The 14,999-nt window shown below is 69.8% G+C and carries 13 protein-coding genes and 5 pseudogenes; 11 read left to right on the top strand and 7 right to left on the bottom strand.

What is annotated here, in order from left to right; genetic code table 11:
* The 3 genes and pseudogenes from BIV23_RS24060 to BIV23_RS46605 form a co-directional block, all read right to left on the bottom strand.
* Positions 1-374: pseudogene (locus tag BIV23_RS24060) on the bottom strand (IS110 family transposase); the annotation flags it as partial.
* 307 nt (positions 375-681) lie between these two features.
* Positions 682-1,212, bottom strand: a complete 531-nt coding sequence (locus BIV23_RS50475) for a hypothetical protein (RefSeq protein WP_071383018.1) — start codon at positions 1,210-1,212, stop codon at positions 682-684.
* A 1,089-nt stretch (positions 1,213-2,301) separates the two neighbouring features.
* A pseudogene (locus BIV23_RS46605) lies at positions 2,302-2,750 on the bottom strand (transposase); the annotation flags it as partial.
* Positions 2,751-3,426: 676 nt separating this feature from the next.
* Here BIV23_RS46605 and BIV23_RS53590 point away from each other — a divergent pair.
* The 9 genes and pseudogenes from BIV23_RS53590 to BIV23_RS24010 all read left to right on the top strand — a co-directional run bounded on the left by BIV23_RS53590 (position 3,427) and on the right by BIV23_RS24010 (position 9,698).
* Positions 3,427-3,963 carry an EF-hand domain-containing protein gene (locus BIV23_RS53590; protein ID WP_071383016.1) on the top strand — a complete coding sequence of 179 codons (537 nt, stop codon included), beginning with the start codon at positions 3,427-3,429 and terminating at the stop codon, positions 3,961-3,963.
* Positions 3,960-5,093: an isocitrate/isopropylmalate family dehydrogenase gene (locus tag BIV23_RS52065; protein ID WP_071383015.1), complete on the top strand. Its 1,134-nt coding sequence runs from the start codon at positions 3,960-3,962 to the stop codon at positions 5,091-5,093. The genes BIV23_RS53590 and BIV23_RS52065 overlap by 4 nt, the downstream gene beginning before the upstream one ends.
* Positions 5,090-5,740: a cysteine hydrolase family protein gene (locus BIV23_RS24035; protein ID WP_071383014.1), complete on the top strand. Its 651-nt coding sequence runs from the start codon at positions 5,090-5,092 to the stop codon at positions 5,738-5,740. Before BIV23_RS52065 ends, BIV23_RS24035 begins: the two co-directional genes overlap by 4 nt.
* Positions 5,683-6,624, top strand: a complete 942-nt coding sequence (locus BIV23_RS24030; RefSeq protein ID WP_079173320.1) for a class I SAM-dependent methyltransferase — start codon at positions 5,683-5,685, stop codon at positions 6,622-6,624. Before BIV23_RS24035 ends, BIV23_RS24030 begins: the two co-directional genes overlap by 58 nt.
* Positions 6,625-6,940: 316 nt before the next feature.
* A pseudogene (locus tag BIV23_RS52060) lies at positions 6,941-7,084 on the top strand (IS256 family transposase); the annotation flags it as partial.
* Between the two features lie 32 nt (positions 7,085-7,116).
* Positions 7,117-7,386, top strand: coding sequence for a hypothetical protein (locus tag BIV23_RS24025; RefSeq protein WP_245790608.1), 270 nt, complete (start codon positions 7,117-7,119; stop codon positions 7,384-7,386).
* 189 nt (positions 7,387-7,575) lie between these two features.
* Complete coding sequence (locus BIV23_RS24020) at positions 7,576-7,938, top strand: MarR family winged helix-turn-helix transcriptional regulator (RefSeq protein ID WP_014173936.1); 363 nt, start codon at positions 7,576-7,578, stop codon at positions 7,936-7,938.
* Positions 7,935-9,368 carry an MFS transporter gene (locus BIV23_RS24015; RefSeq protein ID WP_071383013.1) on the top strand — a complete coding sequence of 478 codons (1,434 nt, stop codon included), beginning with the start codon at positions 7,935-7,937 and terminating at the stop codon, positions 9,366-9,368. The genes BIV23_RS24020 and BIV23_RS24015 overlap by 4 nt, the downstream gene beginning before the upstream one ends.
* Before the next feature lie 33 nt (positions 9,369-9,401).
* Positions 9,402-9,698 (top strand): DUF1330 domain-containing protein, encoded by a 297-nt coding sequence (locus BIV23_RS24010; RefSeq protein ID WP_071383012.1) that lies wholly within the window; start codon positions 9,402-9,404, stop codon positions 9,696-9,698.
* An 816-nt stretch (positions 9,699-10,514) separates the two neighbouring features.
* Here BIV23_RS24010 and BIV23_RS51150 read toward each other — a convergent pair.
* From BIV23_RS51150 to BIV23_RS24000, 3 genes and pseudogenes are all read right to left on the bottom strand, one after another.
* Positions 10,515-10,867, bottom strand: a pseudogene (locus tag BIV23_RS51150) (GNAT family N-acetyltransferase); the annotation flags it as partial.
* Positions 10,777-11,238 (bottom strand): transposase, encoded by a 462-nt coding sequence (locus tag BIV23_RS53985; RefSeq protein WP_079173319.1) that lies wholly within the window; start codon positions 11,236-11,238, stop codon positions 10,777-10,779. The gene BIV23_RS53985 and the pseudogene BIV23_RS51150, both read right to left, overlap by 91 nt.
* 454 nt (positions 11,239-11,692) lie before the next feature.
* Complete coding sequence (locus BIV23_RS24000; protein ID WP_245790607.1) at positions 11,693-12,676, bottom strand: NADP-dependent oxidoreductase; 984 nt, start codon at positions 12,674-12,676, stop codon at positions 11,693-11,695.
* 94 nt (positions 12,677-12,770) lie between these two features.
* Between BIV23_RS24000 and BIV23_RS23995 the strand changes: the two genes are divergently transcribed.
* Both BIV23_RS23995 and BIV23_RS49695 read left to right on the top strand, forming a co-directional pair.
* Positions 12,771-13,370 carry a TetR/AcrR family transcriptional regulator gene (locus BIV23_RS23995; RefSeq protein ID WP_071383010.1) on the top strand — a complete coding sequence of 200 codons (600 nt, stop codon included), beginning with the start codon at positions 12,771-12,773 and terminating at the stop codon, positions 13,368-13,370.
* 291 nt (positions 13,371-13,661) lie between these two features.
* A complete protein-coding gene (locus BIV23_RS49695; protein WP_143079102.1) occupies positions 13,662-13,946 on the top strand; it encodes a hypothetical protein in 285 nt (94 codons plus the stop codon).
* Positions 13,947-14,242: 296 nt separating this feature from the next.
* Here the strand turns inward: BIV23_RS49695 and BIV23_RS53275 are convergent.
* Positions 14,243-14,494 (bottom strand): annotated as a pseudogene (locus BIV23_RS53275) (NF041680 family putative transposase); the annotation flags it as partial.
* Positions 14,495-14,999: the final 505 nt, after the last annotated feature.

Here is a 14,999-nt window from a genome sequence, read left to right as displayed (position 1 = left end):
GTGTCGCACGCGGTTGCGCAGCCAGGTGGCCAGCCGTTTGACACCGGTGCGGCGAATGGCGGCCGGTGTCTGGTAGCCCGTCAGCAGCACCAGGGGCCGACGTTTCCGAAATCGGGATCGCGCTCCGGACCGGGAAAGATCCCGGTCCGGTGGCCGCGCAGCCGGTTGACGGCTCTCGTGCGGTCGTCGGCGAGATCGCGTCGGCGGCCGGTGAGGATCTTCAGCTCGGTGACCAACTCGTCGCTGGACTGCAGAGGCATCAGGTCACGCCGGACGCGGGCCTGGTCGGCGATGACCGCGGCGCCCTTGGCGTCAGTCTTGCCGTCGCCCCGGTAGCCCTCCGAGGCCCGGTTGACGGCCCGGCCCGGGGTGTAGTCAACCCTGCGCAGGGCTCGCCGAACGGGCGGCGCCCACGCAGAGAAGCTCAGGCGGCCCGACACAGACCATTACTGAACATAGTCAATGCCAACTGAATCGCGGATTTGCGCGGCTGTGTGACGTGTTCGGGTCCCACGTTGGGTGAGACGTGACTGACCGCCACAAGGCGGCCGCTGCGCGAGCTCGACTGGCAGGGGCGCGATCTCATCCGGTCCCGGGATGGGGGAACCGTGGTTGGCGCCGAGATCGATCAGGATCGTCGCCGGTCATCGATGTGCGCCGGGCGGCTTTATGGGATGCCGGTCAGGAAACGTACGGCGTTGCGGCGGGTGATCCGGTCGATGATGTCGTCCGGTACGCCCGCTGCCCGGATCCGGGGAAGGAAACTACGGAGACGATGCCCGCGGAGCTGTGGGAGTTGCATTCGACGAAGAACGTTCCTTCCGCGGCCTGGAATCCGTCGAGCCGGGAGTGCCAGCCGGGATCTGCGGCCGGCGGGGCCATCGAGGCCAACCTGGTCTCTTCAGGGGTCAGGGCCAGCTGGCGGCGTACCAGGTCGCCGGCCTCTCCCGCGCGCAGGGCGTATCCGGCCATGTGCTGGATCGCCTGCGTGAGCAGAGCGCTCTGCTCACAGCCCTGGGCGTGCTCCGTCTCACTCATGAATCGGGGCCGCAGCACTCGCGCAACGGGGTGCCCGTCGATGATCATGCCCACGTCGCGCTGATGTTCCAGCAGGCGGCGGTGCGTGATCCGGGCATTGTCGTCCTGGACGATGAGCTCGTGGAATCGGCCGACGGCCGCCTCCACGACATGGGTCTCGGCGGATGTGGTCATCGCGTCGCGGGTCCCTGACGGCGGTCGCCGTCTTCCGCTGCGTCCATCTCCTCGTCCGGACCGGCACTCATGAGGTCATGTATCCCTTGGACCACCTGCTGCGGTGTGACGTCGTGCCCTCCTGGTGCAGTGGTCCGGGCCTGCTGGACGGCTTCCTTGACGGACATACCGCGCTCGATGCACTCCGCGGCTTCCTTCGCGCTCGCGTACACACCACCGAGTTGTTCTGCGGCTCGGTGCGGATCGTGCTTGTCCGGACCAGCTCTGCCAGGCCGATTGCTCATGCTCCGATGGGACCACGGCGGACAAGGGAGATGTGGTGTCGTAACGGGCTCTGCTCGGCGTGATCCCAACGTCTGCGATATGCCGATGCCCCATTTCGCCGCCGATTCGAGCCTTCGGAACGGAGCTCCACGCGTGACGAAGGACTGGGCCGAACGGGTGGCACGGCCATGGTGACACCACGTAGGAGTACACCGCAGAGGGCCTCCTACTGGCACCCGTGACGCTCGGAGGGGGTTGTCGGTGCAGTGCCCTCCTGGCCTCCCCGGGGCGCTCCCTACGCCGGCAGCAGGCTTCTGGGCTGGCCATGCCCGGCGCATGTCGATCGCCGTCAGCTGCTCGACCCGCTCCGGCGACAGGGTGTCGGCCCTGCTGCGCTGGTTGCCGATCCACGCCCCCACCAGGCCGGCGGTCGCGAATCCCTCCGTGGTCTGTCTCATCCTGCAGTTTCCGGTTCGAGGTCGGGAGCTATTCCTGCGCCGGGCGTTGGGCGTTGGAGGCAACTGATAGATGAACTCGCTGATGAAGGCGGCCAGTTCGATTACCGCCGGGTTGGCCGGGGGTGCTGGCTCCAGACCGGGTGGAGCGGACGGGTGGCGGCGTCGGCGAGCCGGCGGTAGGGGATCCCCGGGCAGGGGTGCATCTCGGCGGTGGCGGCGCTGCTCACGCCGACGCCTCGCCTCGTGGCGATGGCGGCCGGCCAGCCAGTCGTCGGTGGTGGCAACCTCCGAGGTGGAGGCCGGGCGGTCGGCGCCGGGCCACAGCCGGGGTGTGGCGGTCCCGGAGGCCGGCGCTCGGCCGGGCCTTTTTCCTACCTGTGCCGATGCCTTGGTCGGCCGTGGGTATGTTGGTGGAGTTCCTGACGCTCTGTGCGTCCAGTACGCAGGCGCTCGGCTCGGCGTCCCGGCCTTCGGCTTCCCGGACCAGGCGCCGGAGCAGGCCGTTGAGCTGCTCGAAGACCCCTTCTTTCTGCCCAGGCGGCGAAGGAGTCGTAGACCGCCTCCCACGGCGCGAAGTCGTGTGGGAGGTAGCGCCAGGGGATGCCGGTGCGGTCTACGTATACGTAGAGGATGGCGTCCATGCTGCGGCGCAGGTCGTGCTCGGGCGGGCGTCCGATGTCCAGGCCGTTGCCCCTGCGCTCGGCCCGCCAGGGGATAAGGGTGGGACCCGATCAACTCCCAGCGGGCGTCGGAGAGGTCGCTGGGGCAGGGACAGTGTCGTGTCGTGTTTCGGTAGTACCGTCGGACACGGTGCATCCCCCAGGGCGCAAACAGCGTCCATCAGGGGCGCTTTGGAATCAGACAGGAGCGACTCCACTCAATCGGGCAGAGATATGTCCAGCGCTCCAAACGGGTGGTGCAGAGCAGTTCAACGCGGTCTGCGGGGACCGGGATGTCCGTCAACTCGACAGAGTCCCTGTCGGACGAATCGCTGATCTCACGGATCCTGAGGACGGGCACGCTCGGCGGGATGTCCCCGGCGACCGCGCCCGCCCAGGCCACCGCGATGGGACGACGGCGATCGCGTAGCGGAGGCAGGTCCCTTCGTAGAGGAGTTCAGCGCGCTGTTGACCAGGTTCGATCAGCGGATAGGCCGTAGAACCGACGGTTCGACGACGCCAGTACCCCATACGGACGCCGTGGCGACCATGCGGGCAGGCACCCCAGCGGCCGTGCGTCTGCTCCTGTGGCCGGCCGCCGCTGCCGCTCGTCGAGATGCGGGAGGCCTTGAGAACGCCCCCGTCGCTCCTGGACGGTGGTGCTTTCCAGGGGCGTGCCGTTTCATGCTCCGAACCGTGCATTCCCTTCTTTCGTGTGGACGTGCCCGGCTTTCTCCGCCAGGGCGTCGGGGGCGAGCCGATAGTGGTGGCGCCATCGGGTCCCGGATCCGGCGGCGTCCCGCCGAACAGCGCTACAGCAGAGGTGACACACCATGCCCACCACCAAGGCGAACGACCGCGTCGAGCTCGTCTTCTCCCTGTTCGACGCCGACGGCAACGGCGTTTTGGAGCCGGAGGACTTCGAGCTGATGGGCAAGCGAGTCATCGCGGCGGTGCCCGAGGCCGGCGACAACGCGAAGAGCGGGATGCTCGACGCCTTCCGCGGCTACTGGGAGACGCTCGTCCGCGAGCTGGACGCCGACGGCGACGGTCGGATCAGCCCCCAGGAGTTCACCGCGACCGTGCTCGACCCCCAACGGTTCGACGCCACGGTCAACGAGTTCGCGGACGCCTTGGCCGCCATGGGCGACCCGGACGGCGACGGCTTCGTCGAACGTCCCCACTTCACCGCCCTGATGACGGCCATCGGCTTCCAACGCCCCAACATCGACGCACTGTTCGACGCCTTCGAGCCGGTCGACGGCGACCGCATCCCAGTGATCACCTGGGCGGACGGCATCCGGGACTACTACCGGCCGGAGAAGGCCGGCATCCCCGGCGACCACCTCACCGCGGGCACGACCCGATGACCCGCCCCCAAGTTCCCGCTCCGGGAGCCCCCTTACGTACCTCGAAGCCAGTCATCGGCCTGGCGGTCGGGCGGGGTACCGGACCCGAAGTCGCGGACGTCTTCGAGCAGGTACTCGGCGTACTGACCGCCAGGCATCCGCACGGCGTGGCGATCGAGCGTTCCCCCCGCCTCTACCACTCGTACGTCTCGCTCCGCGCCGAAGGTGACGTGGCCAGGATCCGGGCGCTGACCGCCGAGGACGCGGACCATTACGAGCGGTTCTGCCGCAGCCGGGCCGAGCAGGGCACCGAGGCCGTCTTCCGCACCGCCGTCAACGCCCAGTCCCTCTACCTCGTCCGGCAGCGGCTGCGCACCGTGAAGGTCGACCTCCTCACCGACGCCGCACGCTCCCTGCTCCTGGTACGGGACCAGGCCCAGGGCTTCTACACCGGGGACAACCGGCACTCGCCCGGCGAGGTCGTCCGCACCATGGCCTTCAGCCAGGAGATCACCGAGGCCGTGATCACCTACGCGCTACAGCGAGCCCGACACGAGTGGCCGGACGGGCACCTCGACCGCATCGTCATGGCCTACAAGTTCCATCTGCTGGACGGCGCTCTCGACGCCTGGGCGGCCGAACTCGCGGACAGGCTCGGCATACGCATCGACCTGTTCCAGCCCGACACGGTCAACCGCAACCTGATCACCCACGGCCTGCCCGACCGCACGCTGATCGTCGCCGGTAACGAGTGGGCCGACATCATGCACGTCATGCTCCTCGACCGGTTCGGGACCGACCGGCAGGAGAACCGCTGCACCGAGAACGTCTGCCTCGACCCCGGGATGGCCGGCCTGGTCGAGTACCAGACGGTGCACGGGTCCGCCGACGACCTGGCCGGGCAGGATCGGGTCAACCCGGTGGCGACGATCCGCGCGGCGGCGCTCGTCGCGGAGCGCCACGCCGGATGTCCCGGAGCCGTACGCGCCACCGAGTCGGCCCTGCGAACTCTGGACGAGCGGGGCGTGCGCACCCCGGACCTCGGCGGACGGCACTCCACCACCGCCGTGGTCGACGCCCTGCTCGACTCGCTCGACGTACCCGAAGCCGCCGGGACACCGACGGACGCCACCCTGGTCGGCGGGCTGTGACCAACGGGGAACCGGACGGGACGGCCCTGGTCGTCGTGGACCTGCAGAACGACTTCTGCACCGGCCCGAGGGCCCTGGCCCGATTCGGCATGGGCAAGGACCCCGCCGCCCTGGACACGGCCGTCGCCGGCTGTGTCCGGGCGGTGGCCGCAGCTCGCGAGCGCGGCGTGGAGGTGCTCTTCGTACGGTTCGTCGGAGACCCCGAGCACCAGGGAGCCGGCTGGCGGCTGCGGGACCAAACCCACGGCAAGCGGCCCAAGTGCCTGGATGGCTCATGGGGCGCAGCGTTCCACGCCGTCGCCCCGACCCCGGGCGAGCGGGTCTTCACCAAACGCGCCTGCTTCGACGCCTTCCTCGCTGAAGGTTTCGCGGACCACCTCGCCGCACGAGGCCTGAGCCACCTGGTCCTCGCCGGGCTGTACGCAGACGTGTGCGTGGACTCCACCGCCCGCACCGCGTTCCAGAAGGGCTTCCACGTGACACTCCTGACGGACTGCACCACCGCGCTGCACCTGCCGTACGACGCCGTGCTGCGGTTCATGCGCGTCGTCTACGGCGCGCGCACCACCACCGCGGACGACCCGCAGGCATGGACCGCACCCGTGCTGCGACCCGAGGAGGGGCCGTGTGTACTGCCGCCGGGCTGAACGCCGGCGTGGCGGAGGGCGTGGGCCGCACCGCCCTCCTGGTGGCTGCGGCCCGTGCCATCGAGAGCCATCGCCCCGACGCCCTGGCGCGCGACCCGTTCGCGGAGCACTTCGTGCGCGCGGCACCGGCCTCGGCTGGCTGGCCGGTCCGCCCAGAGCAGGTGCCTGCCGGTGAGGCCGACCCGCTGTGGGGCCGGCTCGGCCGGTACTTCGGCCTGCGCACCCGAGTCCTGGACGACCACCTGCTCCGCTCGGCGCACCAGGGCGTCCGCCAGGTCGTGTTGCTGGGGGCGGGCCTGGACTGCCGGGCGTACCGGCTCAACTGGCCGCCGGGCTGTGTGGTCCACGAGGTGGACACCGTCGAGGTACTGGCGTTCAAACAGGCGGTGCTCGGCCGGACCGGGGCCGCCCCCACGGCCAGGCGCCGGACCCTCGCGGCCGACCTACGGCTCGACTGGGCCGAGACCCTGCCGGCCGCCGGCTTCGACCCCACGGTGCCCACCGCATGGCTCGCCGAGGGGCTGCTGCTCTACCTCCCGGCGGCGGCGGAGCGCCGCCTCATCGCCACGATCGACCGGCTGAGCGCCGCAGGCAGCTCCCTGGCGTTCGAGATCAAGCAGATCGCCGAGTCTCCGCAGGTGCGGACCAGCCCGGTCTACACCGCGGCGAGGCAGCGGATCGGCATCGACCTGCTCGCCCTGTTCGACAGCGGGCAACGCCCCGACTCGGCGGGCGAACTGGCCGAACGGGGCTGGACGGTGGTCGTCCACACCCCGTACGACTTCACCGCCCTGCACGGCCGCGGTCCCCGCCCGGAGCCGAACGACGCCCTGGCGGCCAACCGCTGGGTCTTCGCCACGCTCCCCGGGCAGCGCTGTGGGTAGCCCCGACCGGGGTCGGCACCAGCGTCGCCCTGGTCAGCTCGACCGTCGCCGATCGTTCGCTGTACCCGCGACCCCGATGCTGACACAGGCCGCCTGCGGCACCTGCCCCGCCGAATCAGTCGAAGTTCGGAGAAGCCTAGTGCCTGTCACCATCCTGACCCCACCACCGCACTCATCGTCGTCGACCTGCAAGCACGACTGTCCGGCCTGCCGTCCGTAACGCCAGCTCGCCAACGTGATCATCCGGCACATGTGGAGAGACGCTGACCGCCGCCCTGCCCAACCGCCCGCATACAGCGCAGCTTGACAAGAGAGCGTCGAGTCGACCTTCTCCGCGGCCGAGCTCCGGACCAAGGTCACCCGCGGCGCCGGCAGTCCCGCCGCTGCGCTCGCGATGGTGTCCAAGCTCGTCGAGTCCGCCCAGACCCGCTGGCGCGCGATCACCGGCGCCCACCTGGTTCGTACACCACCGCGCTGAAGAAGCGGCAGATCGTGGAGTACGGCTACTCGGACACGAGCCTTTCCGACTACGAGGAGGACCACTTCGTCCCGCTCGAACTCGGCGGCAGCCCGACCAGTGAGCAGAACCTGTGGCCCGAGCCCCGCTACGGCACGGGCACCGGCTACACCTCCGCGGACAAGGACACCGTCGAGAACAAGCTCAAGTCGGCCGTCTGCGCCGGCGAGGTGAACCTCTCCGACGCGCAGAACGCCATCATGACCGACTGGACGACCGCTCTGTCCAACCTCGGCCTGAGCTGACCCCGGTCCGGAAGGGAGGCGGGCGCTCCGTGTGGGCGGGCGTCAGTCGACCATTTCCATAAGTCATGAATATAAAAATGCTATGCTTTGAGTGTGAGTCGTCAAGACACCGCTCCTGGCGCGTCCGCCGCCATCGGGGCAGCCCTCTACGGCCTGGCCACCAGGGCCGCGAGACGCCTGCCCCGGGACATGAGCCTGACGTCCGCCGCCACTCTGGCCACCCTTGACCGGACCGGCCCGCGGCGCATCACCGATCTTGCCGCGGTCGAGGGCGTCACCCAGCCCGCGATGACCGCCCTGGTCCGGGTGATGGAGGAGTCCGGCCTGGTCGAGCGGCGGGGCGACGCGTCCGACAAGCGGGTCACGCTGGTGTGCCTGACCGAGGCCGGCGCCTCCTATGTCCGGACGCGGCGCCAGGCGGGCGTCCACGCGTTCGAGCGGTTGATCGGCGAGCTCACCGGCGACGAGGTCGAGGCGCTGGTGGCGGCCCTTCCGGCGCTGAAGCATCTGGCAGAGCTCGAAAGCCAGGACCGCGAAGGGCCGAAGCAGTGACTGAGCAGCCGATCGGCGGGGTCGCGGAGACGGCGTTCCCGGTGGCGCGTTCCGAGGCACGGCTGCTGGTCCCCGCCCTGATGTTCATCGCTCTGGTCGTGGCGGCGGTCGCCAGTCTCGGGACGCCGCTCATCACCAGCGTGGCGACCTCGTTCCACGTCTCGCTCGGCAGCGCGCAGTGGACGCTGACCGTCGCGCTGCTCAGCGGCGCCGTAGCCACTCCGGTCCTGGGCCGGCTCGGATCCGGCCCGCACCGGCGGGCCACGATCCTCGCCACGCTGGCGGTCGTCGTCGCCGGCAGCGCGCTCACCGTGCTGCCGCTGCCGTTCGCGTGGCTGCTGGCCGGCAGGGCGGCCCAGGGCGTCGGGCTCGGGCTGACGGCGCTGATGATGGGCGTGGCCCGGGACCACCTCCCCGAGGAGCGCAGCGCGGCCGTGATCGCCCTGATCTCGGTGGTCTCGATCATCGGGGCCGGCGTCGGCTACCCGCTGGCCGCACTGCTCGCCGAGCTCGGCGGAGTACGGGCCGCCTACGGCCTCGGCCTGGTCGTCACCGCCGCCGCCCTCCTGGCCGCGTGGCGCTCCATGCCCGAAGCCCCCGAAGGCCGCTCCGCGCCCGTGGACGTGGCAGGCGCGGTCGTCCTGGCCGCTGCGCTGCTCCTGGTGCTGTTCCTCGCCGGCGAACGGAACCTGTGGAGTCGGCACCTCGCCGTGGCGGCGGGCCTCGCCGTCGTCGCGGTGGTGCTGCTCTGCGTCTGGGCCGTCATCGAGTTGCGCAGCACGACGCCCCTGGTCGATGTGCGGGCGGTGCGGCACCCGGCGGTCGCCGGGGCGAACCTCGCCATGTTCGTCGGCGGGATCGGCATGTACCTCCTGCTCACACTCATCACCCGGTACGCGCAGACGCCGCACGGCGCCGGCTACGGCTTCGGGCTGACGACCTTCGTCGCCGGGCTGGTCCTCATCCCGTTCTCGGTGCTGGGGTTCGTCGCCGGCAAGCTCACGCCGCGGGTCCGGACGCGGATCGCCGACCCCCTGCTCCTGGCCGGCAGCGCTGTCGTGGTCGGCGGCGCGTTCGCCCTGTTCGCGGCGGCCCGGTCGGACCTGGCCGAACTGTTCGCGGCGATGGGCGTGCTCGGCTTCGGCGTCGGCGGCTTCTCGGCCGCGATGCCCGGTGTCATCCTGGCCGTCACCCCCAAGAGTGAGACGTCGAGCGCCATGAGCTTCAACTACGTCGTCCGCAGCGTCGGGTACTCCCTGGGCAGCGCCATCGGCGGCCTGATCCTCGCCGCGGGCACCGGTCCCGGCCACCTCTTCCCCGACGACAGCGCCTACACCACCGCCGCGCTGGTCGGCATCGGCGCCATGGCGATCACGACGCTGACAAGCCTTGCTCTCGCCCGCCGACGCTCGTCCGAGACCAACCCGTAAGTCAGATGCACTCATTCCAACACTGGAGGTTCCATGCCCAAGGGCTACTGGGTCAGCGTCTACCGCACCATTTCAGACCCTGAGAAGCTGGCTGCTTACAACAAGCTGGCCGGTCCGGCCGTCAAGGCCGGGGGCGGTCGGGTCCTCGTCCGTGGCGGTCGGGTCGTGGCGCATGACGCCGGAATCGCCGAGCGCACTGTCCTGATCGAGTTCGACAGCTTCGAGCAGGCCGTCGCGGCGCACGAGAGTGCGGCCTACCAGGAGGCGCTGGTCGCCCTCTCCGACGGCGTCGAGCGCGACTTCCGCATCGTTGAAGGCATCGACGACTGACCGAGGTCCAGTCGGATCTTCACTGAAGCTCACCGCGATTCCGGGTCGGGCGGGTCTCACGCGGGCGCAGCACTCGCACGGCCAGAGGCAGATCTCGTAGCGGGCGCGCATCGCCTCCGCCCACTGCTCGCATCGGGCGGCCCTGCAGCCGGCGCATCGGTACTCCGTGATCCAGACCGGGTCCGGGCGATTCTGCTGGCCCGAAGGGCGGGTGCGGCCGTACCCGCCCCGGAGCGGTCGGCGGCACAGCGATCAGAGGCCTTCACGAACGGGTCTCTGACTCATGGGCGGGAGGGTCCACGGGGAGGCTGCTTACCGTCTCGGCTGTCGTGGCGGCCAGCCCGGCGGGAGCCGCGGCAAAGACTCGGTGATGGCCTCCCGCCCGGCGGGAAGCACCCCGGATCACGCTTTTACGCAGGTCAAAGACGGGGTTCCATAGCCCGATGATCAGCAAAGCGGATGTCCGCTCCGGCGACGGGTGGAAGTACTACTTTCGCAGCGTGATGGTCGGCGACCGTCACCGCCCTGCGGGTCAGCCGCTGCGCGCCGCCCAGGACGAAGCCGGTGTTCCACAGAGGATCTCGCGGGGCCGGGGGCTGGCGGCGGTCGGTCTCAAGGCCGGGGACGTGGTGATCGAGCGACAGGCCGCACTACTCCCGGGAGAGGACCGGCACCCGGACGCCGACCGCATCGAGCGCGAGCGCCTGGAGGCGACGATCGGGAAGAGACGCGGCTGGCTACCGTTTTCGGCCAGCCGATCGAAGAGAGGCGGTGGCCGCAGCCTTGCAGCAGTCGGTCCACCAGCAAGATCACGGTCTACGGCTGAAGGTCGCGCTGGTACCAGGTGCCTGACCTGCCACCGAGATCGGCCGGGGCGGCCGGGCCAACCAGGACGAACCCCCTGCCTTGGTCAACACCTTCTGGGACGCAGGGTTGTCGTGGGAGGTGGCCGCCCGTAGTGTGGGCAGCCCGTGCCGCGCCGTCGCCAGCTGGCAAAGTTCCTGGACGGTCGCGGTTGCTACGCCGCGGCCGGCGATCTGCTGCCCGATCCGGTAGTCCAGTCTCGCAGAGCCGTCCTTCAAGTCGTACAGGCTGAACCTGCCGAGTACTGAGCCGTCCTTGACGACGAGCACGTAGAAGGCGCAGCTGTCGACCTCCTGCTCGGCCTCGTCCGGGGACGGTCGATCTCCTGGGCAAAATACACCGAAGCGGCTTTGAGGATCTCGTTCGCCCGACTCAACTCCGCTATTTCTATGCGGAGTTGACTGAACTCGTCCTGCTCGGCGGTGGTCAGCCGGTCGTCGCGCTCGCCGCGGTCGGCCTCGGCCTGGCGGACCCAGCCACGCAGGGCCTCCTTGTGAATGCCCAGGTCCTTCGCGACGTGGGCGATCGGCCGACCTGTCGCGCGGACCTCACGGATCGCACGCTCGCGGAGCTCGTCGGGGTATTTACGGATGCTGTCATGGTGCTGGTGGTTCTCCTTCGCCAGGACCGTAACCCTGGCATCAGGGACTCCACAAATCTCAGTACAGCTCCTCAACGGCCAGTCTCAGGTACACGCTGCGCAGCGCGCCTGAGGCAGTGCTGGGGTCGGTGCGGGCTGAAAGGTCGCTCATACGCGGTTCCTTGGGTGTGCGGCCGCGGCGGGGTGCCGGGCACATCGGGTGGTCCGTCGGGCGGCTCACAGTGGAGGAGCCCCACCGATCAGATCACGCGGCCCCGCGCCGCCGCACCGTGGCTCCGGCGGTGAGAGTCCGCCCGCCGACTTGCCCTCGATGTAGAGGAGAGATGGCCGTCCGGACTGGACCCGGACGGTTGGCCCACTCTTCCCTGGCTCTGAACAGGAGGGCTTCACGTGCCGCGCCGAAGGTGGTTCAAGCCCTGGGTCTCTGTAGGTTTTGGCAGGACGTTTGTGGGTTCGCCCATCGGGGCTTCGCCTGCTCGTGGCCTGCGAGGCGCCGATGGGACGTCCTTCGGGCCGACGGGATGCACGGTTACCTGGTGACGACGAGCTTGCCCGTGGTGTGCACGCGGATGAAGTCAGCGCATGCCTGCGGGCCGCGGTCGAGCCGGTATCGGTGTCCGATCGTGGCACGCAGTTCTCCACGCACGGCTGCGTCGCCGACTTCACGCATGCCGCCGAGGTCGCCGTCCATGTCGAGGACAAAGTGCATTTCGACATCGTCACGGCCGATCAGCTCCGGCGTCGGCACCGGAGGGGTGACAGTGAGCAGGCGGCCGCCGGGACGCAGCGTCGCGGCCAGGCCGGTCAGGCGGTCGCCCGGTAGGACCACGTTGACAGCGACGTCGATGCCGGCGGGGTAGTCCGCAGGCTGATAGCCGATGATCTCGGCTGCGCCGAGCTCGCGCAGTACGTCGGCGTCGGCGTCGGTTGCTGTGGCGGTCACGTGGGTCTTCGCCGCGGCCAGCAGCGGAATCAAAGCGGTGCCGACGCCGCCGGTCGCCCCGACGACCAACACGTGCTCGCCCGGCTGGATATGCGCGGTCGTCGCGATCGCCCGCGCGGTCAGGCCCGCGGTGGCCAGCGCCGCCGCGTCCTCGGCCGGCAACTCGGCCGGGCGGTGCGCGACAAGCGGGGTGTCCGCCTCGACGACGGCGTACTCGGCCAGCGTGCCGGTGCCCACCGACGGGCGCTTGCCGGCCATCGCACGCAACGCCCGAGGCACGGCCAGGCCGAACACCTCATCACCGACTCGGTAGGTGGTGACGTCGCCGCCGACTTCGGTGACGGTTCCGGCGAAGTCGTTGCCGGGAATGTGCGGGAACTCCAGCCGCACGGTGTCGCCGAACTCGCCGCTGGGCAGTCGGACGTCGGCCGGATTGATCGCCGCGGCGGCGATCCGCACCTGGATCTGTCCTGGGCCGGGTCGCGGAACGGGGACCTCGGCCACCGTGTACTGCTCCGGCGGTCCGTAGGCGGTCGCGACGACGGCTTTCATCGATCGGTGCTTGTTCAAAGCCCCTCCAGAAAGCGGACCAGGCGGTCATATTCTGTCCGGCGGAAGACGCTACGATAACCGGACCTGGCGGTCAACTTGTTAGGCTACGACCGTGACCACGTCCCGCCCGCTACGCGCCGACGCCGCCCGCAACCGCGCACTGCTGCTGGCGGCGGCGGCCGACGAGTTCGCCGAGCACGGACTGGAGGCCTCGGTCGCTGATATCGCCCGCCGGGCCGGGATCGGGAAAGGCACCGTCTTCCGCCACTTCCCAACCAAAGACGACCTGATCGCCGCCATCGTGCTGGACCGCATCCAAGCCCTCACCGCCATCGGTGAACGCCTGCTGGACTCCGACGACTCCGGCGCCGCGTTGCTGGAGTTCCTCGCCACCGCCGCACACCAGCGACAACAACGCGACCTGTCGTTCCTGCAAGAGGCCGGCGACACCCGCCCCGAAGTCGGTAACGCGCGCACGGCCATGTTCCAGACCATCGACACCCTGGTCGACCGGGCCCGCGCAGACGGCGCCATCCGGCCCGATGTCACCGGCACCGACGTCATCCTGCTGATGTGCGCGCCGAACTACGTGACCGGCTCCGTCCCGGACGCCTCGCCAGACCTGTGGCAGCGATACCTCGCGATCATCTTCGACGGCCTGCGCCCCGAAGGAGCCCACCCACTGCCTCAACCTCCGCCGGACACACTCTGACGCGAACAGCAGCGTCTCACCAGCGGCCTCTGCGTGGCATCGCACGAGGTTTCAGCCGTCGCCCATCGATGAAGACCGTGAGGCCACGGTCAAGTTCGAAGCGCCACCACGTCGCCAGTGCGGTGTCCGTCCGCGGTCTGACTCAACAGAGGCGTGTCCCGGCCGGTAGGTTCCTTGAAGTCAGCGTGTCGGCCGTGGCTGCCCTGTCGTCCGACCGCCCGGCAGTAACACGATGGTCGGCAAGGCCCCGCGCCGGAAGCACAGGTCGACTTCGACACGTACAGCGTGCAGATGCCAGCTGGTTACAAGGTGTCGGTGGAGGAGTGGGCGGGCGGGATGGCGATCCTCGCGAACCAGAAGCCCGCCGAGACGTTCACCGTGCTGGGGCGGCCAGCAGTGTTCGGCTCGTCCAACACCATGCGGTTCTCCATGAATTCCGCCAATGGCGGCAGTGCGGACGGGAACGGACCGATGGCCCGGATCCTGTACATGGCGCAGGGCAAGGGAGACCGGGGCGGGATATACCACCTCGCTGTGTGGTCGAAGTCCGGGCCCTGCCCACCGACCAGGCCCTGATACTGATCGCGGAGAAAGTCCTTCCGGCGCTCCCCGGACGTCAGATGTCAAGGCCGAGCCGCTCGTGCACCGGCGCCGGCGGCTGGGAGACCTGCCGCATGCCGAGTTCCGGGACGGTCAAGCCCCACGTATCGCGCGCTCACTCCGCGAACCACGTGCGGTGGCAGACCTCTCCCTTCTCGGCATCACCGGACCCGGCCTGGCGGGCCATCAGACCGATCAACTTCCGCATCGTCGTCGGGACGGCTAGCTGTTGCGGGGCCGGACATTGTTGACGCTTTCGGTAAGCCTGATCATTAACCTCCTCGCTGCTTCAGGCGGACATGTTCGGTGAGGGTTTCGATTCGTGTCACGGTCTCCCCAGGCTCGTGACGTGGGGTTGACCTGCGGTTCTTCGAGACGGGTGGGCGTCCGGGCCCGGGCTTGGAGGGTCTGGGCACGTCGGCGGGACGGGCGGTCCTCGCGCGGAGGTGGCGGAACCCCCGGCGAACCCGGGCGGGGGTGAGGCGGCGCGGCTCGGCGGGCCGTTCCCAGGGGCAGCGGAGGTCCTTCACCGTGCTCGTGGTGGTCGGGCACCTGAACACGGCCGTGCTGGCGGGCGTGGCCGTGGCCATCACCACCCTGTTCAGTGCCTGGCTCAACCGGCGCCAGTGACACGGACCGTGCACCTGCAGCGACACCTGCGCGTGCCGCGCACCAGCCGCAACCCGGACCAGCGGAACCGAGCCACTCGGTGACCGGCGGTCACGAGCTGTTGGGAGTCGAGTTGAACCGCTCCCTGACACGAAAGCTGCCGCCCATGGCTCCCAGCGACCTGCAGGCCGCCGCCATCCGGGCCGAGCCGGACCCGCCGACGGAGCGGTGAGCGGGCGGTGGCCGCCCCGCCCCTCCCCTTGGCCGCGCCCGCCGATTCGCCCTGGCACGATGCGCATCATGGAGCCGCTGCCCACGCCCTGCCCCGCCAATCTGATCCCCGACGCCACCGGTACCGCGACGCCTACCGGCAGGTGAGACACCACGCCGTCTTCGTCGCCGTCGAAGCTGAAAAGCGTC

Origin of the sequence: Streptomyces monashensis (assembly GCF_001866665.1) — a bacterium.
Taxonomy (GTDB): Bacteria; Actinomycetota; Actinomycetes; order Streptomycetales; family Streptomycetaceae; genus Streptomyces; species Streptomyces monashensis.
This window is presented reverse-complemented; position numbering and strand designations above follow the sequence as displayed.